Origin of the sequence: Ochrobactrum teleogrylli (genome assembly GCF_037482325.1) — a bacterium.
Lineage (GTDB): Bacteria > Pseudomonadota > Alphaproteobacteria > Rhizobiales > Rhizobiaceae > Brucella > Brucella teleogrylli.
In genome coordinates, this window is sequence record NZ_JBBHKQ010000001.1 from 861,248 (window position 1) to 884,920 (window position 23,673).

Genomic DNA, 23,673 nt, shown 5'->3' on the forward strand with positions numbered 1-23,673 from the left:
CCGCGCGAAACGCGTCCAGCCAGTCAACAGGAGTTACCATGAAGTTCATCAACGCACATGGCGCGGCCATTCCCGCGCTTGGTTTCGGCGTTTTCCGCATGTCGGATGCCGAAGTGGAAGCCATCATTCCAGCCGCACTGGAAGCAGGTTTCCGCCATTTCGACACCGCCCAGATTTATCAGAACGAAGCAGCCCTTGGCCAAGCCTTGCAAAAGGCAGGCGCGCGTCGTGACGATCTGTTCCTGACCACCAAGGTCTGGGTCGATAATTATAGCGAAGAGAAATTCGCCTCTTCCGTAACCGAAAGCCTGGACAAGCTGCAAGTCGATCAGGTCGATCTGCTGCTTCTGCACTGGCCAGCCCATAAAGTATCGATTGCCGAACAGGTTGACCTGCTGAGCGCAGTTCAGGCTTCCGGCAAGACGCGCTTTATCGGCGTCAGCAACCAGAATATCGCGCAGATGAAAGAATCGATTGAACGCAGCCCCGCGCCGATCGTGACCAACCAGATCGAGGTTCATCCTTATCTCGACCAGAACGCGATTGCCGCAGCCGCTAAGGAAGCAGGCGTTGCCATCACCGCCTATTTCGGCATGGCCGATGGGGCGGTTCCGCGTGATCCGGCGTTGCAGGCCATTGGCGCGAAATACGGCAAGACCGCCGCACAGGTTGCGCTGCGCTGGCTCATCGAACGCGGCTTCATCACGCTTTCGAAGACCGCCAAGCCGGAACGTGTCGCGGAAAACTTCGACCTGTTCGACTTTGAACTCAATTCTGAAGACATGGCAGCGATTGCAAAGCTCGCCCGCCCCGATGGACGTCTGGTCAGCCCTCCCGAGCTGGCGCCTGTCTGGGACAAGTAATACGGAGATTTCGCTATGAGTGCTTCAACCGCTCAGACAAGCGCAACCAGCGCGGCAGGTTTCAACTGGCCGCTCCTTGCGCTTGCAATCGGTGCCTTCGGCATCGGTACCACCGAATTCGCGCCGATGGGCCTGCTGCCTGTCATCGCCGATGGTGTGAACGTATCGATCCCGACCGCTGGTCTTCTGGTCAGCGCCTATGCCATTGGCGTGATGATCGGCGCGCCGATCATGACTTTGGCCTTTGGTCGCTTCGGCAAGCGCACCGCGCTGATGCTGCTGATGGCGATCTTCACCATCGGCAACATTCTCTCGGCAATGGCGCCCGATTACTGGACGCTTCTCGCCGCACGTCTGGTGACAAGCCTTAACCACGGCGCGTTCTTCGGTCTCGGCGCAGTTGTTGCGGCCAGCGTCGTGCCGCCGGAAAAGCGGGCCAGCGCGGTTGCGACCATGTTCATGGGTCTCACCATTGCCAATATCGGCGGCGTCCCGGCAGCCACCTGGATCGGACAGCAGATCGGCTGGCGCATGTCGTTTGCGGGAACTGCGGTTCTCGGCCTCGTCGCCATTGTCGCGCTCTGGCTTTCGCTGCCGCGCGGTGAAGCGGGCAAGATGCCCAATATCCGTCAGGAACTGGGCGTTCTGATGCGGCCAACCGTGTTGAAGTCGCTGGCGACAACCGTGATGGGCGCAGGCGCGATGTTCACGCTCTACACCTATGTTGCCGCCGTTCTGGCTGATCGCACCGGCGCTTCGGAAGGTTTCGTGACGCTGGCGCTCGTCATTATCGGCGTGGGCTTTACCATCGGCAATGCGCTGGGTGGCCGTCTGGCCGACTGGTCGCTCAATGGCGCAACGCGGATCTTCCTCGCCATGCTCGCAGCCGTCAGCTTCGTGCTGCCGTTCGCGCTTAACAGCCATGTCGGCGCGCTCATCAGTCTGCTGGCCTGGGGTGCTGCGGCATTTGCCATCGTGCCGCCGGTTCAGATGCGCGTTATGCAGGCCGCAGCCGAAGCACCGGGGCTCGCTTCGTCGATCAATATCGGCGCATTCAACCTTGGCAATGCAGTGGGCGCTGCTCTGGGTGGCGCGGTGCTGAGCGCTGGCTACGGTTATGCCGCTATCCCGGTGGCCGGTGGCCTTCTGGCCGGGGCTGGCCTGCTCTTCACGTTGTCACGCCGCCCGAAAGTGGAGCTAGCCGCTTCGGCTTGCTGATAAAACCTGGCTCCGGCGCGCGTCTCGTTAATCGAGCGTGCGCCGGAATTAAACTATGCGGCCACACTTTTTGACCGCGTTTTCAGCGGCCTTAAAACTACGCGCCGACGGGCATGACCATTTCATTGAGTATCTGGACAGGATGCCGGATGGCGCGGCTGTCAATCGCCTTCACCTGCGAGCGGCAGGAATAGCCGGTCGCCATGACGATATCCCCCTCGCCGGATGATGCGAGAATGCCGTTCCAGCTTGCAGCGTACAGCTTTTCTGAAATCGGGCGATTGCGGACCTCATGGCCGAACGTGCCCGCCATGCCGCAACAGCCTGTTTCCGGCACATCCAGCTCCACGCCGATCTGCTGGAACACGGATTTCCACTGCTTCATCGAGGATGGAACATTGCTGCGCTCGGTGCAGTGTCCAAGCAGACGCAGCCGCTTTTCACGCGCCATAGTGTCAGCGCTACGCAGGCGGTCGCGATGGGCGTCCAGCCATTCCTGCATCAGATTGACCTCCGCCTTGATCCGCGCCGCCTCGACCCCCTTATATTCGCTACGATAGGTCAGCGTCATGGAAGGGTCGAGACCGACCAGCGCAATGCCCATCTCGGCGAGTTCGTTGAGATAGCGGATGGATTTCGACGCGGTTTTCTCGAAAGCGCCGAGATAGCCGTGAACGTGCAGGGCCTTGCCGTTCTGGTTGGGTGCCGCGAGATAAGGCGTGAAGCCCATCTTGCGCGCCAATTGCAGCGCGGCCAGCCCGACAGCCGGGTCGAAATGGGCCGTGAAGGCATCCAGCACGAACACCACCGCTTGTTGCCGCTGCGCCTCCGATAGTTTGCGCATCCGCTCCGGTGTTGCCACCGCCACGCCCATGCGTCGCGCTTCACGCGCCAGTGACAAAGCAGGCATTTCCGGCAGCGCCGTCAGCCCGGCCCGACGCATCAGCGCCTGCCCCAGAGATGACCCAACCCATACATTATAGGCGGGCTTGAGCCGCGCAAACAAAGGCAAGGTGTTCTCGATACTCGCCACCATCATATCCTTGATCGGGCGGGCATAGCGTCCATAGTAGATTTCGAGAAATTTAGCCCGGAAGGCCGGAACGCTGACCTTGACCGGACATTGTCCGGCACAGGCCTTGCAGGCGAGGCAGCTATCCATCGCCTCACGCACTTCATGCGAGAAATCGTTGCGATTGGCGGGGTTGATCGAGTTCCACAGCCGCGCGGGCAGTGTGCGGATTGCACCGGCGCTGCGGGCTTTTCCTGCTTCCTTGCGCGGGTCTTTCCCGCTCTCCGCCATCAGGCGCAGCCATTCACGCATCAGCGAGGCGCGGCCCTTGGGCGAATAGCGACGGTCGCGCGTCGCCTTGTAGGAAGGGCACATCAGGCTCGCATCGTCGAAATCGAAACAGGCGCCATTGCCGTTGCAATAGGCGGCGTTGTCGAAAGCTTCGCGGATTTCCAGACCGATGATCCGGTCGAACTGGCCGCGCAGCGGCACCTCATCGATCTTCAGCAGTGCCTGCGAGGCGGGCGCTGCGATCTTGCCGGGATTGAGCCGATTGCGCGGGTCGAACAGGCCCTTGATTTCCTGCAGGCTTGGATAAAGCGCGCCGAAAAATTCCGGCACATATTCCGACCGCACGCCCTTGCCATGTTCGCCCCACAGCACACCGCCATATTTGCGCGTCAGCGCAACCACGCCATCGCTGATCTTGCGCACCAGTGGCTCGTGATCAGTCCGCGTCAGATCGAGCGCCGGGCGCACATGCAACACGCCCGCATCGACATGGCCGAACATGCCATAGCTTAAACCCTCGCCGTCGAGCAGCGCCCGAAACTCGCGAATATAGGCGGCAAGATTCTCCGGCGGCACTGCCGTATCCTCAACAAACGGCACCGGACGCACCGGCCCATCGACATTGCCGAGCAGACCGACCGAGCGCTTGCGCATGGTCCAGATCGCCTCGATATCCTTTGGATCACGCGCAATGGTGTAAGGCTTGCCGCCATCGGACTGATCGGCATCAAGCGCAGCAATCACTTCGCGGAACTTGCTCTCCAGCTCTACCGCGCTGTCGGCCACCAGTTCCACAATGTTGATGCCATTGGTTGGGCTGCCGCCATCATCCGGGAAAAAGCGCGCAATGCCCGGCCAGACAATGTCCTTCTTGGCAAGACCCAGCACCTTTTCGTCGATGGTTTCGACGGAAGCGACCTTCAGCGCCACTAGCGCGCGGGCATGTTCCAGCGCGGTGTTGAAACTGTCATAGCGGATATTGACCAAGAGTGCATGGGCCGGGATCGGCAGAAGATTGACCTCGACCTCCGCGATCATCGCCAGCGTGCCTTCCGATCCGCACAGAATGGCGTTGAGATCGAAACGCCCATCCTCGCGCCACAGATGCTTCAGATCATAACCCGTCATATAACGGTTGAGGTTCGGGAAAATCTCGTCGATCAGCGCCCGTTTTTCGGTCGCGATGCGCGCAACAGCGCGATAAATTTCACCGATACTACCGGGCTTCTGCTGCGCTTGCGCCAGCGCCGGGCCGTCGAGCGGGCGTGACCACAGTTCCTCGCCATTGGTCAGGACGACATTGAGCCCCAGAATGTGATTGCTGGTCTTGCCATAAAGACACGACCCCTGCCCGCAGGCATCCGTGCTGACCATGCCGCCGATGGTGGCACGGTTGGAGGTGGAAAGCTCCGGCGCGAAGAACAGGCCATGCGGTTTCAGCGCCTTGTTGAGCTGGTCTTTCACCACGCCCGACTGGACGCGGGCCACGCGCCGTTCCGTGTCGATTTCCAGAATGCGGTTCATGTGGCGCGAGCAATCGACCACAATGCCGGAGGTGAGCGACTGGCCATTGGTGCCGGTGCCGCCGCCGCGTGGCGAAATCACCACGTCGCGAAATGCCGGTTGTTCCAGAACCGATGCAAGGATTTTCAGATCGTCCGTGCCTTTGGGAAACACGATGCCGGTCGGCTCTACCTGATAGATCGAATTATCGGTGGAATAGACGGCACGCGAGCTGTCGCCGACTTCCACGTCACCTTGAAAGCCCGCCTGGGCCAGGTGCTGCGAGAGTTCGAGTGTGAGGCCGTTGAGGGGCTGTTTCCTGATCAGGGACGGTATCATGCGGGACTCAAAAAATCTGCATCGCCATGGGCGGCACGCCGCATGCCGGAGTGGTCCCACTACGCTATATGAAAAGCAATGTCGAGGCTCTCCGATGCCGCGATTGCCGCAGGCTTCGTCTAACACTATAGTTGCAAATTCGTCAGGCTGTGGCGAAACGAGTGATTTTCGAGTACCGGAGCGGAGCGTACCTTTGGGTACGTGAGCACCGGCGCACAGGAAATTGCTCGTTGCAGACCGGCATGGCGAAGAATGCAGCTGTAGTGTTAAACGCGCTCAAGCTTTACGTGAGGCAGCGGCGGCAACTCGACTTCAATCGGATCGTCAGCGCGCACATGCCCACCAGCGAGAACGATGGCCATGACACCAGTTTTGCGGATCACTTCGCCATCCGGCATCTTGTCGAGCACTGCCGAAAGAAGGCCTTTCTGGAAGTTTTCAATCTGCGGGCATGGATTACGCAAGCCCGTCACCCGCAACACCACATCCTTGCCGATTTTAAGCAAAGCGTCTCTCGGCAAGCCGAGCAAATCGACACCCCGCGTGGTGACGTTCTCGCCAAGATCAGCAGGCGCAATCTGAAAACCTTTTTCCGACAGTTCGTCGAAAAGTTCGGCCTGAATGAGATGCACCTGTCGCAGATTGGGCTGGGTCGGATCCACCTTCACGCGTGAACGGTGTTTCACCGTTGTGCCCTGATGCGCATCGCCCTCGACACCAAGCCCGGTCAGGATATTGATTTCCGGTACGGGCTGCTTGGAAAAACGATGTTCACCATCGCGTGCAACGGCCACGACAAATCCACCACCCATGATTCCCATCCCATCGTTGCTCCGGCCATTTTGTGTAGCGACCAAATTATTGTTGCAGAGAAGGTTTCTCGCAAAGGAAAAAACACTCCCGGCCTGCTATCATAGGTTATAAGACATTTATTTGAATGCAGGCAGGACGAGGCGCAGATTGCAACAGAAAAACGCGCATAGCGAGTTTCGCTGGGGGATATGGGGAACTGGCGCCATTGCCAGCGCCTTCGCAGCCGATATCGCTGCCGTTGAAGGCATGCGCGTTTCCGCCGTCTGTTCGCGTACACTGGAAGCGGCGGAAGCTTTCGGCAACCGTATCGGTGCCGACAAGACCTTCAACACGGTCGGCACATTCCTTGCAGACCCGGATATTGATGCGGTCTATATCGCAACGCCCAGCGCCATGCATGTCGCGCAGACCTTGCAGGTCATTGCCGCAGGCAAGCCCTGCCTGACCGAGAAACCGCTGGCGCTTGATGCCGCTGGCGCGGGGCGTCTTTCGGCAGCCAGCGAAATCAGCGGGACTTTCGTGATGGAGGCGATGTGGTCAAGGTTTCTTCCCGCCATACAAGCAGCGAAGCGCCACATCGAGACCGGCACCATCGGCAAGGTCACGCGCATCGAAGCGGACCTCTCCTATCTGCGCGCCTATGACCGGCAAAGCCGCTTCTTCGACCCGGAACTGGGCGGCGGAGCGGCCTTCGACCTCGGCGTCTATCCGGTCTCGCTGGCGCTGTTCTTCATGGGACCGCCGGAGCGCTCGCAGGGCCGCTGCAAACGCGCCGATAACGGCGTCGACCTGCGCACGGAGATCGAACTGTTCTGGCCCGGCGCGGAAGCCCGGCTGTCCTGCGGCTTCGACCGGGACGGCGACAACCGCATGCTGATCACGGGAACCAAGGGCGCGCTGTTGTTGCACGGCCCTTTCCTGAAGGCCCAGCGACTGACTGTCTATTCCGCTGGTGCATTGAAATCGCCCTTCGGACCGGGCAAAGGCTCCGGCCTGTTTGGCAAAATCATCAACCGCCTGCCCCTGCCGGGTCGCAAAATCGAAAACCATACCTTTTCCGGCAACGGGCTTCAGTTTCAGGCGCTTGCCGTGCGCGATGCCGTGCGCAATGGCGCGATTTCAAGTCCGGTCATGCCTCTGACAGACAGTACAGCCGTGGCGGACATCCTGCATCGGATCGTATCGAGCGATTAGAAACTGCTCTTCATCGGATACGGCACCGCGCTGTCGCCAGCATTGTTGAGCGCCAGCGCGATTTCGGTAATGTGCAGCGCCACATCACCGGAAAAGAACGCCGTCGCGCCCGTTTCGATGGCGCGCGCCTGATCGGCGATACCGCGTGCAAAATCGATCTGCGACGGGTAAGCAGGCAGAGCGGATTTGCCGTCCTTTGGATAGGAGAGCTTCTTTCCGGCAACCGGCTTCCACGACAGGAATTTGCCGATCCGCACTTCGAGGATGATGAAGAGCCGCGCCCAGAACCGCGTCTTTTCATCTGCCTTTTCAAGCCGCACGGCAGAGCGGTTGTCCCACAGATCGTCCACGCTGATCGAGCCCTTGTCGCCCACCACCGTCAGGCTGCGGTCGCGCGGCATGGCGAGACCCGATGTCAGCCGCGCCACAAGGCCCGACTTGAAACGCAGGCAACCGACCGAAAAATCGGCGGCCATGTGGAGATGCTCCGTACCCGGCCCCTTGTCGGGAAAGGTGATCGCAGAAAACGCCGTGACGCTTTCCACCGGGCCGAACAGCGAAACCAGCCATGACAGCGCATAGCCTGCATGTTCGAGCGTGCAGCCGATTTCAAATTCGTGCAGGCCGGGCCAGGCCGCGCCGGAGGCTGAGCGCCATGTGGACCATCTGTCGCGAAAAACCGGGCCATCTTCCATCTGCGCATAGACGAGACGCGGCGTGCCGATAGTGCCAATAGCCGAGGAAACCAGCCGCTGCGCATCGCTGAGACCATTGGCGGGTGCAGCTGCCAGCGTCAGGCCGCGGCTCGCGGCAAAATCGACCAGCGCGCGCGCCTCATCGAAACTCATGGCGAGCGGCTTTTCGGAATAGACATGCTTGCCTGCGGCGAGCGCCACCCGCGAAATCTCATAATGGCTTTCCGGCGTCGTCAGATTGACCACGATCTGCACGTCCGGGTCTGCCAGCACGGCATCGAAACTGTCATAGACCTGCACGCCATAATGCGCCGCAAATGCCTTGAGCCGCTCCGGCGACCGATCATAGACGCCGCGCAGCACCAGTTCGGGATAATTGCGTAGGGTGGTCATGTAGTAATCGGCGACGAAACCCGTGCCGACAATTGCAATATTCATGAATGATCTCCGGTAGAAGCGGCCAGCCTTTTCGGTATGCTGATTCTGGATGTCAGTCGCAGCCCGAAAATCCCCAACAAAGTGGTGAGCCAGACCGGGTCCACGCGTCGGAAGAAGAAGCTTTCCATCATCGCGTTCAACGTGCAGAAGAACACGATCATCAGAAAGTAATCGGCCAGAAGCAGGTTTTCGCGCTGCGGCCTGCACCGCATATAATTGACCAGCGGCATCACGATGATCACCGCCACGCCGCAAATCAACCCCGGAATGCCCATGGCGATGACCAGATCGAGATAGCCATTATGGGCATGGACCATGTTGCGCACATCCCAGCCGAGATAATAAGGATTGGCCGCCTCCAGCGCGATGGGCGATTTCCAGAAGCTTTCATAGCCATAGCCGGTCCACAATCGGCCCGGCAGATTTTCGATTGCAAATTGCCAGATCGACACGCGCCCGGTGAAAGTCGCGTCAATGCCGAGGCTCTCGACAAATTGGCGGACCGGATCGAACAGCACCGTCCCGAAAGTAAGGAACGCGAACAGAAACTGAATGGAAAAAATCGCCGCAACGGTCAGAAATCGCAGGCCGAATGCACCCGGCACCATTACCAGCAACATGGCCATCGGCACCAGCGCCATGGTGGTTTTCGAGCCGGTCTGCGCGACGAAGAACAAGGCCGACAGGCCAATCAGCACGCCGCTGACGCGCCAGCCCCGCCGCCAGAGATAAAGCCCAGAAAAGGCGAAGGCGGCCATGACGGGACCGGCCACATTCTTGTGGCTGAAGACACCGCGCCAGAGATAGGAGTTCTGCGGTTCGATCGGGTCTGCACCATGGGTTGCCCCCGCGGGCAACAGCACCACACCCGCATAGGAAATAACCAGCACGACAGATGCTACCGTCATCAAAAGCCGTGCATAGCCATCGCCGTCCTGCGGCAGCGCGAGGACCGCGACGACACAGCAAACGCCGATCATCGTGAAAATAGCGCCGCGCATGACCACAGCCGGATAGATGCTCTGCATGAGCGACGCGAATAGCAGGAGAAACATCAGAGACCAGCCGAAGCCGACAATCCGCGCCACCTTTCGCGGGTCGGCCAGCGTGGCAAGCGCCAGCATGGCCATGACACCCAGAAGGCTGAAACCGAGCTGGTTGATGATATCGCCGCCGCCACCGCCATCGGTTTCCGGCTCGGGCATGAATGGGCGAAACGAAATCATCAAAATGCACATGATGATCATGGCGGCAGCGAGCGCCACCTTCCGCATTTGCGCACGGTGCGCCCCCGCAACCCCGGCTGCGACAGCACTGGGTGCGCCGCTGTCAGTTTTTGTCCGGGTTGCGATACTGCTCATGCTCATATCCAAAATGCGCCATGACCCGGCCCAATCCGACATGGATATAATAGGCGCCGACGGAAACCCAACGCGCCTGAACCGCCTTGTAGACCGCCTTGAACGGCGAAAAGCCCAGCAGAAGCGCGCTCTTGAGAAAGACCCGCGCCGCGCTGAACGGTTCGTCCTTGCGCTTGCGCCGCTCCATCATGGTGGAAATCATGCCATTGCGCAAACCGCGCGCCCGAATCCAGTCGGCTTCCAGCCGCCGCGCCGGGACGGTTTCACGCACCGGGGCTTCCGCGCACCAGCCTGTCTTGAAACCCTTGGCGACGGAACGGCTGATGAAATCCGAATCGCCGCCGCCGGTGAAGTTGAACATCGGATCGAGAAACGGAAAACCCGCCGCTTCCAGCACAGGCCGCGCCACAGCCAGATTGCCGGATGAATAGAGCGTCGGCACCGGTCCGCTCTGCTGATAGGTCGGCAGGAAAACCGGATGCCGCGCCCACGCCTCCGAGCCCGGGCGGTCGAAAACCGGCACCTGCGGGCCACCGACCAGATCGACGCAATAGCGTTCCGCCGCAGCGATCATATTTTCCAGCCATGACGGGTCGGCCAGTTCGTCGTCATCGATCACCAGCACATGCTTCATGGCGGGGAAATAGCCAAGCGCTGTCAGCCAGGCCGCATTATAGGCGTTGCAATTGCCGCGCTGCGTTTCCACAATCACCAGACCGCGATAAGTGCCCGCCGCAAAAAGCGGTGCCGCGACCGCCGCGCCCGCGCGTTCCTCCGCCTCGTTTTCCACCACGATGATCGCGAATTGCCGTACGGTCACCTGCCCCTTCACGCTTTCCAGCGTGCGCAGGAGATGTTCGGGGCGGCGAAATGTCGGCAGCGTCACGACCACCTCGACATTTGCAAAATCCAAATGGGGTGTTTCAGCAATGACTTGAATATGATCGGGAAGCTTCGGCGTTCTGTTGTCCATTATATTTTCAACCGCCGCCCTATTTCCCAATGCAAAACCAATTGGCACTTTTGCCGGAAATGCCCTATTTTTGACACGTAAACTTCTCTATGCCACATCAATTCTTAGATCGGTGCGGTTGTACTGAAAAACAGCGCTCCATCCGATTCAACAAATTGTTTTCAAGCCCTTATTACCAGCCGAGCGTTTAAGGATCATTTACACCGCGCGGCTATGAATCGGGGAATAAGAAATACGGCATATCCGCAGGAGTCGAATTGCAACCGTTGCGTCTTGTCTTCGTGACATCCCTCGTACCCCACGAAGATGCTTCGACTGGATATGAAGTCGCTAATGCCGCTGTCATCGACGGGCTGCGCCGGGCGGGTGCACAGGTCACGGTCATCGGCTTCACATGGCCCGGGCGCAAGGCTGCAACCGACCGTGATGTCGTCGTGCTGGGCGAAGTGGAAGTGCGCACCGAAGGCGCAAGTGCGGCGCAGAAAATCGGCTGGGTGGTCAAATCCTTCCTGACCGGGCTGACGGTTTCTTCCGCCAAGCTGCGCGTCATTTCCCCGATGAAATTGCATGACGCCATCGCGGCTTGCGGCGATTTCGACGCCTATGTGCTGAATGGTGTTGCCCTGCCGGGCGCGTTCGAAACGGTATTTCGCGACAAGCCATCGCTTTTTGTCGCCCATAATGTGGAACACCGCTCAGCGCGCGAAAACGCCGAAGACGCCAAGGGCATCATCCAGAAACTTCTGTTCGCCCGCGAAGCCCGCATTCTCAAGCGGCTGGAAAAGCGGCTCTGCGACAATGCAGATTTCGTCTTCACCTTTGCCGAGGATGATGCGCCGGCGCTGGGCCTGTCGCAGACAAAAGCCGCGACCTTCCCGCTGGTCATGCCAGCCGGGCGCGTATCGGCCAAACGCGATATCGCCTATGACCTCGCCTTGATCGGCACCTGGACATGGCACCCGAACCGGATTGGCCTTGAATGGTTCCTCAAAGAAGTGAGACCTTTGCTGCCCGCAAATATATCCATCGCGATCGCCGGCAGCACGCCAGCCGATCTGATTGCCGCATGGCCGGGCGTGAATTTCGTCGGCAAAGTACCGGACGCTACCGCCTTCGTTGAAAGCTGCGCCGTCGTGCCACTGATCAGCCGCGCAGGCACGGGCGTTCAGCTCAAGACCATCGAAACCTTCGAGCTTGGCATGCCAAGCGTCGCCACCGCGCATTCTGTGCGCGGCATCGCCCGCATTCCTGAAAACTGCACCCTTGCCGACACGCCAGCGGCATTTGCAGCGGCGATCCAGACGCGCATTGCCAAAGCCCGCGCAGGTGACCGTCAGATGCTCGACGGCAAGGCGTTTACCCGCTCGCAGATCGACGGCATGGATCAGGCGCTTTCACGCGGGCTGGATGCGCTCCGTCTCGCGTCAAAGCGTACGGACGGAGCGCAATGATGCCGGAACCAAGCCCCGTTCACGCCCGCAATATTCTCGGCATCAAGGTCACCGGTTTCAACTGGGACCAAGCGCTCGACTTTTTCGACAAGGCGCTCGAAGACGGACAATTCCTGCGCGTGGCATGGCTCAATGCCCATTGCGCCAATGTTGCCCATGCGGATGCGACCTATAGGCAGGCCTTGCAGAGTTTTCTCGTGCTGCCGGATGGGGTCGGCGTCGATATTGCAAGCAAGATTGCCTATGGGCAGAAATTCCCCGCCAATCTCAACGGAACGGATTTCGTGCCGCGCCTTCTCGGCCATATCAAGCGGCCCCTGCGCATCGGGCTGATCGGCGGGCGGCCCGGCATCCCCGAACAGGCTGCCGAAGCTTTTCGCGCCCGCGCGCCGCAGCACGACTATCGGGTCTTTGCGGACGGATTTTTCGGAAGCCACCAGACAATCGCCATCCTCGACCGGCTGGCGGAATATCGCCCGGACATCGTGCTGGTCGCCATGGGGGTGCCCTTGCAGGAATTGTTCATCCGAACCCATATCACGGCAGCGCATTGCACCATGGCCTGCGCGGTTGGCGCCTTGTTCGATTTTCAGGCAGGCGCCACCGAACGCGCGCCGCAATGGGTGCGTGACATGCGCCTCGAATGGGCCTACCGGCTGATGCGTGAGCCGGGCCGGCTGGCCGGGCGCTATCTCGTCGGCAATCCGCTTTTCCTGTGGCGGGTCGTGCAGCATGCAGTTTCGGGATACTTCAGGCAGGACAAGCGATGAAAACGGCACTGGTAACGGCAAGCTACCACAAGGATTTCGAGCGTTGCAAATTGCTGTGCGAGACCGTGGACCGTCATGTCAGCGGCTTCACCAATCACTATATCCTTGTCGAACCGCGCGATGTCCCGCTTTTCCGGCAGCTGGCCGGGCCGCGCCGCATCATTATCGACGAGCGCGAGTTACTGCCGTCCTGGCTGCGCGTGTTTCCCGATCCGACATCGTTCGGCAAGCGCCGCATCTGGCTGTCGCCCAAAACAAAACCGCTGCGCGGCTGGCATGTGCAGCAATTGCGCCGCATCGCAGTGGCGCAAGTGCTGGAGGAAGACAGCTTTCTCTACATGGATTCCGATACGGTTTTCCTGCATCCATTCGATTGCGACAGCCTGTGGCATGGCGAACGGCTGCGCCTCTTCGTGCGCCCAAATGCGCTGGCCGATCCGAAATGGACGGAGCATCCGTTCTGGTCCGCCAATGCGGCAAAAATTCTCGGCATTCCCGAGACGAAAACCTCGCTCAATGATTATGTCGGCCAGCTGATCGCATGGCGGCGCGACACGATGCTTTCCATGTGCGAGCGCATCGAACAGCAGACCGGACGCCACTGGGTGGCGGGCATTGGGATGAACCGTCGTTTCTCGGAATGTTTCATCTATGGCCGCTATGTAGAAGACGTGCTGAACGGTTCCGGTCACTTTACCGACACGCATGATCTGTGCCGGGTGATGTGGTTCGAGCCGCCGCCGACCGAAGCGGAATTCCGCGCTTTCATCACCGAAATGGAACCCTATCAGGTTGCCATTTGCATGCAGTCGTTTCTGGGGCTTTCAGCCGACGATATTCGCCGCATCACCAGCGGCTGAACTTAAATTCGTTTGGCTGGGAGCTTCAAGCTCGTATAGGTGAAGACCAGCGACAGGATATAAAGCGCGCCGAAGACAAGATTGAGGCCCGCAATCCAGTCATTGCCGCCCGCGGCATGCCTGAGCAGAAGCCAGACAAACAAAGCCTTGGCTGCCGTCATGATAACGAGGCTGAGCGTCCGCAGGCCCGACTGGCCGCGCGCATAAAGAAGCTCGGTCTGGTATTCGATCAGGTTGCGGAACCCCGGCACCAGCAGAACCAGCGGCAGCAGGCTGACGATGGCTGCGACATTGGCGCCGAGCGCATTGGGAAACACCCAGAGGAAGATCGCAAGCGCCGCAAGCCCGCCCGTTGAGACGGCAAACACCGCCGCCTCCAGCCCGGCGCGCAGACGCAGGCTCGACAGCATGTCGGGCTTGCGCATCAGCTTTTGCACCAGCATCATGTTGAAGGAGCGTACTGGCAGCGCCGTCAGATCGACCAGCCGCATGACGATGGCATAAAGCCCGGCTATTTGCGGCCCGCCGACACTCAGCACCAGCAACTTGTCCAGCTCGCTTTGCACATAGAAAAGCAGTTCCGCCCCGGCGACCGCAACCGAATCCGCGATGCGACGCATATAGAGTTTTGGCCGGAAACGGATTTTCCGTCGCGGATAGAAGCAGATCGACACGGCAAGCGCCGCGGCATTGGCCGCAAGATACCACCATGCCCAGTGGGCGACATCATGCACCGTCGCCATCCAGGTGAACAGCACCGCCGCAACCGCGCGCGTGACCGTGCCGAAAATGACGAGGCTTGCCGAAATGCCGAAACGGTTGAGGCCGTTATTGACGATGATGATGACTTCCGCCGACCGCCAGAACAGGGCTTCCGCCGCGATGATAATGGCGAAAGGCAAAAGCGTGATATCCCGGCTGAAGAAGACCAGATAGACGAGCCAGGAGCAGAGCGCGAAAAGCGGCAGCGATCCCACCACCGCCATGAGATAACCCGCGCTATAGGTACCGAGAAGATGCGGCTTGACGGTGGCGATGCGATAAAGCGGCGAGGTAAAGCCTAACGACACAATGCGGGACAGCATGACGCCCGTGCCCGATGCGGTTGCGAAAATGCCGAAATCGCCGGTCGGCAGCGTATTGGCAAGCGCGATGAAATAGACCAGCGAAACCACGAGCCGCCCGACCGAACCAGAGACGAGCGACAGATAATCCCTGAACAGGCCGGACTTGAGACCAGATTTCAGGCGATCCATTTTTTGAAATGCTTTCGCTATCACCAACGAACCTTTGTCTTCGTCGCATCGCTCATGATCTGGCATGTTTCACGGGCCGAAGCGAAAAGCCAGCGCAAAACCCGGCATACGATATTGAATGGTTAACCGGTTGCATTTTCCATCGGGAGAATTGCAATAACATTAACCAATTTTTTCCCGTAGGCACTTACAGTCTCAACCCAAACGGGTTTTCAGAGTTCGGATATTTCAGGCAATGAGCAGCGATGATAAGCGTCATAAAGAGGGGAGCGGGAAACCCCTTCTCTCATTCTCCGACGCGCCAGCTGCCGTAAGCCGGACATCGAACGCTCCGACGCCACCCCAGGCACCTCCCCAAACACCCCCGTGGACTCCCCCCGCTTCGAAAGAGGAGCGCGAGGATTTCACCCGCACGCACGATCTCAACCCGGAGCGGCTGACCGAGGAGGAACTCGAAGCCTTGCAGGAACGGCTTGCGGCCATCGAGACCGAGCTTGACCGCAAGCTGGTCGAGCGCGCGCGGCGCAAGCAGGTGCTGCGCGAAAGCGAGCCGCCGCTTGCTGATGAAACAAACCATCACGAACCGGAGGCCGCGACCCCACCCGCCACCACGCAACCCGCCCCACAGGCCGGAAACGTTGATTCCGGCGATGGCTGGCGTCCGCTGATCGACCCTTATGCGGCAATCGACGTCATCAAGGGATCGCGCAAGCTACTGCTTGTCACCACCGTTCTCGGCGGCATTGCCGGTGTGCTGATCGCACTTTCCATGCCGACCATGTATGTGGCGACGACCGATGTTCTGGTCGATCCGCGCAACATCAAAACGGTGGGCACCGAACTGACCCCCGGCCAGCTGCCCACCGACGCCTCGCTGGCGGTGGCGGAAAGCCAGGCGCGTATCATCGGTTCCAGCAGCGTGCTTTTGAAGGTGATCGACCAGACCAAGCTGACTGAAGACCCGGAATTTAACGGGACGCTGGTGCCAACCGGCGTGGCCGGTTTCTTCGCGCAGATCCGCGACATGCTGTCCACTAAGAAGACAAGCGACAGTCAGGCGCTGGAAACGCGGGTTCTCTACAATCTCTACAAGGCGATGACCATCGCTCGCGATGCCAAGACCTTCATCTATTCGATTTCGGTCAAAACCCGCGATGCGCAAAAATCGGCCTCACTGGCCAATACGATCAGCACGGTGTTTCAGAACGAGCTTGCCTCGATGCAATCCGATGCGACGCGCCGCACATCGGAAGAATTATCCACCCGGCTGGCCAGCCTGCGCGCAAGCGTCGAGCAGGCGGAAACAGCGGCTGCCGATTTCCGCGCCGCGCATGATCTCGTGGATGTTGACGGCAAGCTGATCAGCGATAGCGATTTGAGCTACCTCAACCAGCAGCTTTCCAACCAGCGCGCCGAAACGATGCGGTTGCAGGCCCGCACGCAGGTGATGAACAGCGCCACATCGGACAATGTGGTGGCCGGTACATTGCCGGAGGAGTTGCGTTCCAACACACTGACCACTTTGCGCGCGCAATATGCGCAGGCAAGACAGGCGGCCAACGGCATGTCCTCGCAATTGGGGCCCCGCCATCCGCAATTGATACAGGCGCAATCGCAGGCAGGCGCAATCCTCGGCGATATCGACGCCGAACTGCGCCGCGTGCGTTCCTCGCTTCAGGTCGAGGTGCAACGTTCGGTTCAGCAGGAGAAGGAATTGTCGGCTCGTCTGGCGCAATTGAAAGCCCAACAGGCCAACAATAATGGCGATCTGGTCAAGCTGCGCGAACTGGAGCGGGAAGCGGCAGCGCGCCGCTCCGTCTATGAAGCCTTCCTCCTGCGCTCGCGCGAAACCGGCGAACAGGAAGGCCTCAACACGGTCAATATCCGTGTGCTTTCGGAAGCGCGTCCGCCGCTCGATCCTTCGGGAAAATCGCGCAAGCTGGTGGTGATTGCAGGATTGATCGCCGGTCTTCTGGCGGGGTTTGCCATCACAGCCGTCCGCAATTTCGGACGGCTGCTGCGGCTTTCAAGATAGTCTCAGGCGGCGCGCGGCACCTTGCGGCCACTTGCCCGCAGAACGCCGTGGGCACCGTCGAGGTGGCCGGGCTTCAGTTCAAGCGCCAGAAAACGACGCTTTTCATAAGGGCCGGGCATGGCCAGTTCGCCGGTCTTTTCTGCCGTGAAGCCGAAACGCTCGTAATATTCCGGATCCCCCACCAGCAGGATCGCGCCATGGCCAAGCGTGCTTGCTTCGGCAATCGCATGACGCATCAGGGCCGAACCCATGCCGCAACCGGCAGCCAACGGATCCACAGCCAGCGGCCCAAGCAGCAGCGCGGCAACCGGAAAGCCGAAGGCGTCGATGCCAGCCTGCACATTCCACAGGCGAACGGTGCCAGAAAGAGCGCCATCGGCGCTCTCGGCAGCAAAGGCCAGCCCTGCGGCGGGAAGACGACCGCGACGCAGCTTTTCCGAAGACTTTCTGCGGCGACCTTCGCCCATGGCACGGTCGAGCAGCGCCTCGCGCGCCAGCACATGCTCTACCGTCTCGCCCGCTATCGCAAAAGCAGGCGCAGCAACGGGGGCAAAGCCCGGCACGAAGCCAGCGGCATCATTGTCCTGAAAATCGAGAATTGCATTCATCACATCTATCCCCGCAAAGCGGCAGCAGCACACCCTGTCCAGTGCCTTACGGCACCAGACAGATTGAGAGGATCCTCAGGGTTAAACCTGAAAGATCAGATGACGTAGGATCGGAGCGGTTCGAAGCCGTTGAACGCCACTGCCGAATAGGTGGTGGTGTAGGCGCCCGTGCCTTCAATGAGGATTTCGTCACCGATGGTCAGCGAGACCGGCAGCGGATACGGCGTCTTTTCGTAAAGAACATCCGCACTGTCGCAGGTCGGGCCAGCCAGTACGCAAGGCTCGGTTTCGCTACCGTCATGCGGGGTCACGATCTGATAGCGGATCGCCTCGTCCATGGTTTCGGCGAGACCGCCAAACTTGCCAATGTCGAGATAGACCCAGCGCACATTGTCGTTGTCCGCCTTGCGGGAGACCAGAACCACTTCGGTCTTGATCACGCCTGCATTGCCGACCATGCCGCGGCCCGGTTCGATGATGGTTTCCGGGATGCGGTTGCCGAAATGCTTGGACAGCGCGTCGAAGATCGCCATGCCGTAAGCCTGAGCGGTCGGCACGTCCTTGAGGTAACGGGTCGGGAAACCGCCGCCCATATTGACCATGCGCAACACGATGCCTTCATCGGCAAGGGTGCGGAACACCGATGCCGCATCGCCAAGCGCGCGGTCCCAGGCGGAAAGGTCCGTCTGTTGCGAGCCGACATGGAACGACACGCCATAAGCGTCGAGACCGAACACCTTGGCATGACGCAGCACGTCCACGGCCATTGCAGGCACGCAGCCGAACTTGCGCGACAGCGGCCATTCGGCGCCTTCACCGTCGGTCAGAACGCGGCAGAACACGCGGCTGCCGGGAGCGGCGCGCGCGACCTTCTCGACTTCCTCCACGCAATCGACCGCGTAGAGACGGATGCCCAGCTCGAAAGCGCGCGCAATATCGCGCTCTTTCTTGATGGTGTTGCCGTAGGAAATACGGTTCGGCGTTGCGCCAGCTTCCAGCGCCATCTCAATCTCGGCAACCGAAGCGGTATCGAAGCAGGAACCGAGCGAAGCGAGCAGGCGCAGGATTTCCGGCGCAGGATTGGCCTTCACCGCATAGAAAATGCGGGAATAGGGCAATGCCTTCTCAAAGCTCTGATAGTTCTCGCGGACAACATCAGTGTCGACGACGAGGCAGGGACCGTCCGGGCGACGGGTGTTGAGGAAATCAATAATGCGCTGTGTAGCCATGGTCGTTCTCCTGCGGCGACCCTAACCGGGCCGTTTTTGGTGCGCAATCGCGAAAAGTTGCTGCCTTTTCTGACAAACGCGCATAAAAACAAATACTTAGATCATCGACCCACCCCCAAGGGGCAGGCAATTCTCTAAGAGACAAAGGTGCATGAGACCCTCGCCGCGAAGTCAGCCTTTGGAGGCGCTGATATCACACGAAAGAGCATGCGGCGTTGGAACAACGCTAGATCCGCGTTATTCCGCTTTGTCTGCCTTGGATTGGAATTGGAGAACCGCATCCGCACTACCGGCAATGAAGGTGTGCCTCTTCAGTAATTTCGGCTTTTGGACAGCCGAAAGACACCAGAAAGGCCCGCACCGTCGTTGCTTCAAGATGTCCTCGATCTGGCGGTTGGCCAACAGATCGACTGGAGCGGTTAGGTCCAGGTACCGTACCGAATTCCTCACCATTCGAGGATCGGCGGACACCCACAGGCACGTGCGACTTTGGGCAAGGGCGATATAAGCGCAAAGCCGTGACCATTCAATGACAAATCTTTGTCGAAACGAATTTATTTTTCGACCGTTTTGGAGGCAAAGCGCGCTTGCCATTGTTCAGCAAGAGTGAAACATTCCATCGGAAATTTTCACTTTCTATTCAGCATAACGGCAGATTCCTGCCCCTAATGGTGAACAATGACCACCTTCGATCCTTTCAATGCGATCATCGCGAAGCCCGAAAATCCCCTTCCCCACGCGGAAAATGGACCGCTTTTCGGCGAGCGGCTGGCGGTCAAGGACATCTATGATCTGGCTGGAATGGTCACCGGATGCGGCAATCCGCAGATTCTGGTCGAATCACCCCCCGCTCAAAAATCCGCTCCCGTGGTCGAAAAGCTGCTTGGCGCTGGTGCCGAAGTCGTCGGCAAGGCCCAGACGGACGAGCTTGCCTTTTCGCTGATGGGGCAGAATTCGCATTATCCCCATCCCATCAATCCTGCCGCGCCGGACCGCGTGACGGGCGGGTCGTCGTCGGGCTCCGCGGCGGCAGTCGCAGGCGGGATCGCCGATATTGCGCTCGGTTCCGATACGGGCGGGTCGATCCGCGCGCCTGCCAGTTTCTGTGGCCTTGTTGGCCTGCGCACCACCCACGGCCGCATCCCGCTTGAAGGCATCATGCCGCTCGCACCGTCACTCGATACGATCGGCTGGTTTGCACGCGACGTCTCGCTTTATGAAAAGGTGGGCGCGGTTCTGCTGGGTGGAGACGAACAGTCGTTTCAGCTGACCCAGCTTCTCTATATGCCGGTTCTGGAGCAGCTTCTGCTCGGACAGGCGGAAACCGACGCCTATCGCGCCATGTTCGGGGCAATTCGCCCGCATTTTTCGGGCCTGAAGGCGGCGAGCCAGCCAACCCTGTCCATCGACGAACTTTATCTCGCCTTCCGGCAGATACAGGGCGCCGAAGCTTGGGCAAGCCACGGCGCATGGATATCCTCCGGCGAACGCCAGCTCGGCCCGGGTGTCGTTGATCGCTTTACCTATGGATCGCAGATGACGCCCGAGATCGTGGCCCAACAGCGGACGAGGCGCGCGCGTTTCACGCAGGAGCTTGAGGCGATCATCGGCGATCATGCCGTGCTTGCTTTGCCCACGGTCCCCGGAGCGGCACCGCTCGCAAACGAACCTTTCGAGGCCTTGCAGGCCTATCGTGAACAGGCATTGCGCTTGCTTTGTCTTTCGGTGCTTTCGGGCCTGCCGCAAATCACGTTACCACTTGGGCCGCTGGGCGAAGTGCACGGCGCGCCCTTCGGCATATCTCTCATCGGGCCACGTGGCAGCGACCGGGCGCTGATCGCGCTTGGCAAAACCATTCTTGAAACGCGGGGCTAAAACAGATGGACACGCTGACACGTATGCGCGCCTTTATCGACGTGGTGGAGGCGGAAGGGTTTTCTGCCGCAGCGCGAAAAATCGGGCGCTCCAAAGCCCTTTTGTCCAAATATGTGCGCGAGCTGGAAGACGAGCTGGGTGCGCGCCTTCTCAACCGCACCACGCGCCAGTTTTCGCTGACCGAGGCGGGGCACACCTATTACCACCGGGCCGTGGAAATCATCCGCGAAATCGACGCGCTTCAGGATGCCGTCAGTGAAACCAGTTCCGATGCGCGCGGACGCATAAAACTGTCCGCGCCACGCACCTTTGCCGATGCGGTGATCGGCCAGTCGCTGATTGATTTCTGCCTTGCGCATCCTGAAATCGTGCTCGACGTGCGGCTGGACGACCGCTTTGTCGATCTGGTCGAGGAAGGTTTCGACCTCGCGATCCGCATCACGCGCTTGCAGGATTCTTCCCTCATCGCGAAGAGGCTTTCGCCTTTCCATTCCATCCTGTGCGGTGCACCGGCGCTGATCGCCCGCGTCGGCAAGCCCGAACGACCGGAAGACCTGACCGACAGGCCCTGCATCATCGACACCAATGCCCGCTCACGCAACAACTGGCACTTTCGCAACACGGATGGCTCGATGATGACCGTGCCGGTCAATGGCCCCATCGAGGTCAACAGCCCGGTCGCCACCAAAAACGCCGCTCTGGCGGGGCTCGGCTTCTGTTCGCTGCCCGCCTTCATCGCCGAAGAAGAAATCGAGCGCGGCAGGCTGGTCGCCTGTCTCGACGAATTTATCGTGCGGGACGGCGGCATCTATGCGGTCTATCCGCATCGTCGCTATCTGCCGGCGAAAATCCGCGCGCTTGTGGATTTTCTCACACAATGGTTCAAGGAACGGGAGCAAGGCGGAGCCGCGAAAAGCCCGACTTCATAAAACTATCGGCGTTTTGGGCTATGTGTCCCACTTTCGCCGTCTTCGGCTTCGAGCATTAGGTAGTACTTACGGAAAGACTATATGCAGGTTTCGTCATCGCGGTTCAAAGCCCGGTTCGCCCGGACCACCACAGCGGCCCTTCTGGCTGCTGGCCTCGTGCCGACGGCGGCGCTTGCCCACCCGCATGTCTTTGCCGAAGCGCGTCTGGAACTCACCATTGCGCCGGACGGCACGGTTCAGCAGCTCGCCCATGTCTGGCGCTTCGACGATGTGTTTTCGTCAACCGTGCTGATGGAATTCGACAAGAATGGCGATCTCAAGCTCGACCATAAAGAGCTGATCGATCTCGGCCATGTCATCAATGAATCCATTGCAGAGTTCAAATATTTCCAGACCGTTCAGGAGGATGGCAAGGATGTCGCGATGGTGAGACCCAACGATCTTGCCGCGACCTTTACCGACAACCGCCTGCTGATCGTCTTCACCAGCAAGCCCGCCAAGCCGCTCAAGCTGCAGCCCGGCCACAAGGTGAGTTTCGGCGTCTATGACCCGACATTCTATACCGCGATTGACTATGTGGACGACAAGGAACTTGTGGTGAAGGGTTTGCCGCAGGGCTGCAAATCGACCGTCGTGCGCCCCGATCCCGATCAGGCCATCGCGCAAAATCAGGCAACGCTGACCGAGGCCTTCTTCAACGATCCGGCGGGCACCGACATGTCGAAGATTTTCGCCACCCGCCTTGAAATCGACTGCGCCGCGAAAGGATAGACGAGCCGATGAAGAAAACGGCAACGCTCATACTCACCTTTGGTCTGACGATCCTCGCCGCGCAGGCGCTTGCGCAATCGTCGCTTGGCATCGGTGCGAATGAAGTGGCCATGACGCCGACCGGACCGTTCGCGCATATCATTCTCTGGATGAACGAGCAGCAGCGCGCATTCTATCTGGCCATGACCACCGCGCTGAAAGCCATGCGCGAAGACCCGTGGCAGGCGTCCATCCTCATCGGTCTTTCCTTCATCTATGGCATATTTCATGCCGCCGGTCCCGGCCACGGCAAGGCGGTGATCTCCTCCTATATGATCGCCAATGAAACAGCGCTGCGGCGCGGCATTTTCCTGTCTTTCATCTCGTCGCTGTTGCAGGCCATTATGGCGATTGTCGTTGTTGGCCTCGCATGGCTCGTGCTGCGCGGCACCGGCATTTCTATGAACCAGACGGCGCGCTATATGGAGATTGCCAGCTTCGCGCTGGTCCTGTTCTTCGGCCTGTGGCTTCTGGCCCGCAAGCTGCCGCTTCTGTTCCGCAAACCCAAAAACGCAGCACCGCTTTTTGCGAGTGCACCGCAACCGGCCATGGCAAGCGGCCCGGCATGGCAGGGCAGCATTTCGCAGGCCACGCGCGCGGCAGCAGGCGGCAGCACGGTCAAGCTCAACTACAAGCCAGCCGCAGCGGCGGCGACTGCGACGGACCACGCCTTCATCGGGGATAGCGATGTCTGCGCCGCCTGTGGCAATGCCCATATCGCCGATCCCTCGACACTTGGCGACAACTTCAACTGGACAACGGCCTGGTCGGCGATTTTTTCGGTCGGTCTTCGCCCCTGTTCCGGGGCCCTGATCGTGCTGACCTTCGCGCTGCTCAACGGCCTGATGCTGGGCGGATTACTCTCCGTTTTCGCCATGGCCTTCGGCACGTTTCTCACCGTGGCTTTTCTCGCCACACTGGCGGTCACAGCCAAGAATGTCGCCCTGCGTTTTGCGGGCAACAACGCCATGTCCGGGCGATTGAAGGCAGCAATCGAGGTCTGCGCCGCCCTTTTCATCGCGCTTACCGGCGCGTTGCTGCTGAGCGCCGCCTTGGCCGGCTAAATGCGGTTCGCTTGCTGCGGCTGAATCGACCTGTCGCGTCGGCGAAATTAAATCCGATAAGGGTGGTTTTGCACGTATTCCCCCAG

Annotated in this window: 19 protein-coding genes; 11 read left to right on the forward strand and 8 right to left on the reverse strand. The window is 59.8% G+C overall.

The features are described 5' to 3' along the window. Positions 1-38: 38 nt before the first annotated feature. Positions 39-863, forward strand: coding sequence for an aldo/keto reductase (locus tag WIX40_RS04040; protein ID WP_339438643.1), 825 nt, complete (start codon positions 39-41; stop codon positions 861-863). Positions 864-878: 15 nt separating this feature from the next. Beyond that, positions 879-2,081 (forward strand): MFS transporter, encoded by a 1,203-nt coding sequence (locus WIX40_RS04045; protein ID WP_339438645.1) that lies wholly within the window; start codon positions 879-881, stop codon positions 2,079-2,081. Positions 2,082-2,178: 97 nt separating this feature from the next. Here WIX40_RS04045 and ydiJ read toward each other — a convergent pair whose 3' ends face one another. Then, positions 2,179-5,226, reverse strand: coding sequence for a D-2-hydroxyglutarate dehydrogenase YdiJ (gene ydiJ, locus WIX40_RS04050; RefSeq protein ID WP_339438647.1), 3,048 nt, complete (start codon positions 5,224-5,226; stop codon positions 2,179-2,181). A gap of 266 nt (positions 5,227-5,492) precedes the next feature. Next, positions 5,493-6,038 (reverse strand): MOSC domain-containing protein, encoded by a 546-nt coding sequence (locus WIX40_RS04055; RefSeq protein WP_339438649.1) that lies wholly within the window; start codon positions 6,036-6,038, stop codon positions 5,493-5,495. Between the two features lie 148 nt (positions 6,039-6,186). On the opposite strand from WIX40_RS04055, the gene WIX40_RS04060 reads away from it, so the two are divergent. Further along, positions 6,187-7,233 carry a Gfo/Idh/MocA family protein gene (locus WIX40_RS04060; protein WP_339438651.1) on the forward strand — a complete coding sequence of 349 codons (1,047 nt, stop codon included), beginning with the start codon at positions 6,187-6,189 and terminating at the stop codon, positions 7,231-7,233. Here the strand turns inward: WIX40_RS04060 and WIX40_RS04065 are convergent. The 3 genes from WIX40_RS04065 to WIX40_RS04075 are packed head-to-tail and all read right to left on the reverse strand — an operon-like array spanning position 7,230 to position 10,700. After that, a complete protein-coding gene (locus WIX40_RS04065) occupies positions 7,230-8,366 on the reverse strand; it encodes a Gfo/Idh/MocA family protein (RefSeq protein ID WP_339438654.1) in 1,137 nt (378 codons plus the stop codon). The genes WIX40_RS04060 and WIX40_RS04065 overlap by 4 nt on opposite strands. Further along, positions 8,363-9,727 carry an O-antigen ligase family protein gene (locus WIX40_RS04070; RefSeq protein ID WP_109367742.1) on the reverse strand — a complete coding sequence of 455 codons (1,365 nt, stop codon included), beginning with the start codon at positions 9,725-9,727 and terminating at the stop codon, positions 8,363-8,365. Before WIX40_RS04070 ends, WIX40_RS04065 begins: the two co-directional genes overlap by 4 nt. Next, positions 9,696-10,700: a glycosyltransferase family 2 protein gene (locus tag WIX40_RS04075; protein WP_339438656.1), complete on the reverse strand. Its 1,005-nt coding sequence runs from the start codon at positions 10,698-10,700 to the stop codon at positions 9,696-9,698. The genes WIX40_RS04070 and WIX40_RS04075 overlap by 32 nt, the downstream gene beginning before the upstream one ends. Before the next feature lie 257 nt (positions 10,701-10,957). Between WIX40_RS04075 and WIX40_RS04080 the strand changes: the two genes are divergently transcribed. The 3 genes from WIX40_RS04080 to WIX40_RS04090 are packed head-to-tail and all read left to right on the forward strand — an operon-like array spanning position 10,958 to position 13,781. Then, positions 10,958-12,151: a glycosyltransferase family 4 protein gene (locus WIX40_RS04080; RefSeq protein ID WP_339438658.1), complete on the forward strand. Its 1,194-nt coding sequence runs from the start codon at positions 10,958-10,960 to the stop codon at positions 12,149-12,151. Beyond that, entirely contained in the window at positions 12,151-12,921 is a 771-nt protein-coding gene (locus WIX40_RS04085) for a WecB/TagA/CpsF family glycosyltransferase (RefSeq protein WP_339440930.1), read from the forward strand. The genes WIX40_RS04080 and WIX40_RS04085 overlap by 1 nt, the downstream gene beginning before the upstream one ends. Further along, positions 12,918-13,781: a DUF6492 family protein gene (locus tag WIX40_RS04090; RefSeq protein ID WP_339438660.1), complete on the forward strand. Its 864-nt coding sequence runs from the start codon at positions 12,918-12,920 to the stop codon at positions 13,779-13,781. The genes WIX40_RS04085 and WIX40_RS04090 overlap by 4 nt, the downstream gene beginning before the upstream one ends. A gap of 2 nt (positions 13,782-13,783) precedes the next feature. On the opposite strand, the gene WIX40_RS04095 is transcribed toward WIX40_RS04090, so the two are convergent. Beyond that, positions 13,784-15,061, reverse strand: coding sequence for a lipopolysaccharide biosynthesis protein (locus tag WIX40_RS04095; RefSeq protein ID WP_140023499.1), 1,278 nt, complete (start codon positions 15,059-15,061; stop codon positions 13,784-13,786). 211 nt (positions 15,062-15,272) lie between these two features. Here WIX40_RS04095 and WIX40_RS04100 point away from each other — a divergent pair, with 211 nt between their 5' ends. Next, complete coding sequence (locus WIX40_RS04100; protein ID WP_339438663.1) at positions 15,273-17,072, forward strand: GumC family protein; 1,800 nt, start codon at positions 15,273-15,275, stop codon at positions 17,070-17,072. A 2-nt stretch (positions 17,073-17,074) separates the two neighbouring features. Here the strand turns inward: WIX40_RS04100 and WIX40_RS04105 are convergent, their stop codons facing one another. Both WIX40_RS04105 and odc2 read right to left on the reverse strand, forming a co-directional pair. Next, entirely contained in the window at positions 17,075-17,680 is a 606-nt protein-coding gene (locus WIX40_RS04105; protein ID WP_339438665.1) for a GNAT family N-acetyltransferase, read from the reverse strand. Positions 17,681-17,775: 95 nt separating this feature from the next. Continuing rightward, positions 17,776-18,909 (reverse strand): ornithine/lysine decarboxylase, encoded by a 1,134-nt coding sequence (odc2, locus tag WIX40_RS04110; RefSeq protein ID WP_109367749.1) that lies wholly within the window; start codon positions 18,907-18,909, stop codon positions 17,776-17,778. Between the two features lie 678 nt (positions 18,910-19,587). On the opposite strand from odc2, the gene WIX40_RS04115 reads away from it, so the two are divergent. The 4 genes from WIX40_RS04115 to WIX40_RS04130 all read left to right on the forward strand — a co-directional run bounded on the left by WIX40_RS04115 (position 19,588) and on the right by WIX40_RS04130 (position 23,587). After that, positions 19,588-20,784, forward strand: a complete 1,197-nt coding sequence (locus WIX40_RS04115; protein ID WP_339438668.1) for an amidase — start codon at positions 19,588-19,590, stop codon at positions 20,782-20,784. Positions 20,785-20,789: 5 nt separating this feature from the next. Beyond that, the gene (locus tag WIX40_RS04120) at positions 20,790-21,713 is read left to right on the forward strand and encodes a LysR family transcriptional regulator (protein WP_109367752.1); all 924 of its coding nucleotides are present in this window, start codon (positions 20,790-20,792) and stop codon (positions 21,711-21,713) included. An 81-nt stretch (positions 21,714-21,794) separates the two neighbouring features. Further along, positions 21,795-22,484, forward strand: coding sequence for a DUF1007 family protein (locus WIX40_RS04125; protein WP_140023495.1), 690 nt, complete (start codon positions 21,795-21,797; stop codon positions 22,482-22,484). Positions 22,485-22,492: 8 nt separating this feature from the next. After that, positions 22,493-23,587, forward strand: a complete 1,095-nt coding sequence (locus WIX40_RS04130) for a nickel/cobalt transporter (protein ID WP_339438671.1) — start codon at positions 22,493-22,495, stop codon at positions 23,585-23,587. The last annotated feature ends 86 nt before the right edge of the window (positions 23,588-23,673 follow it).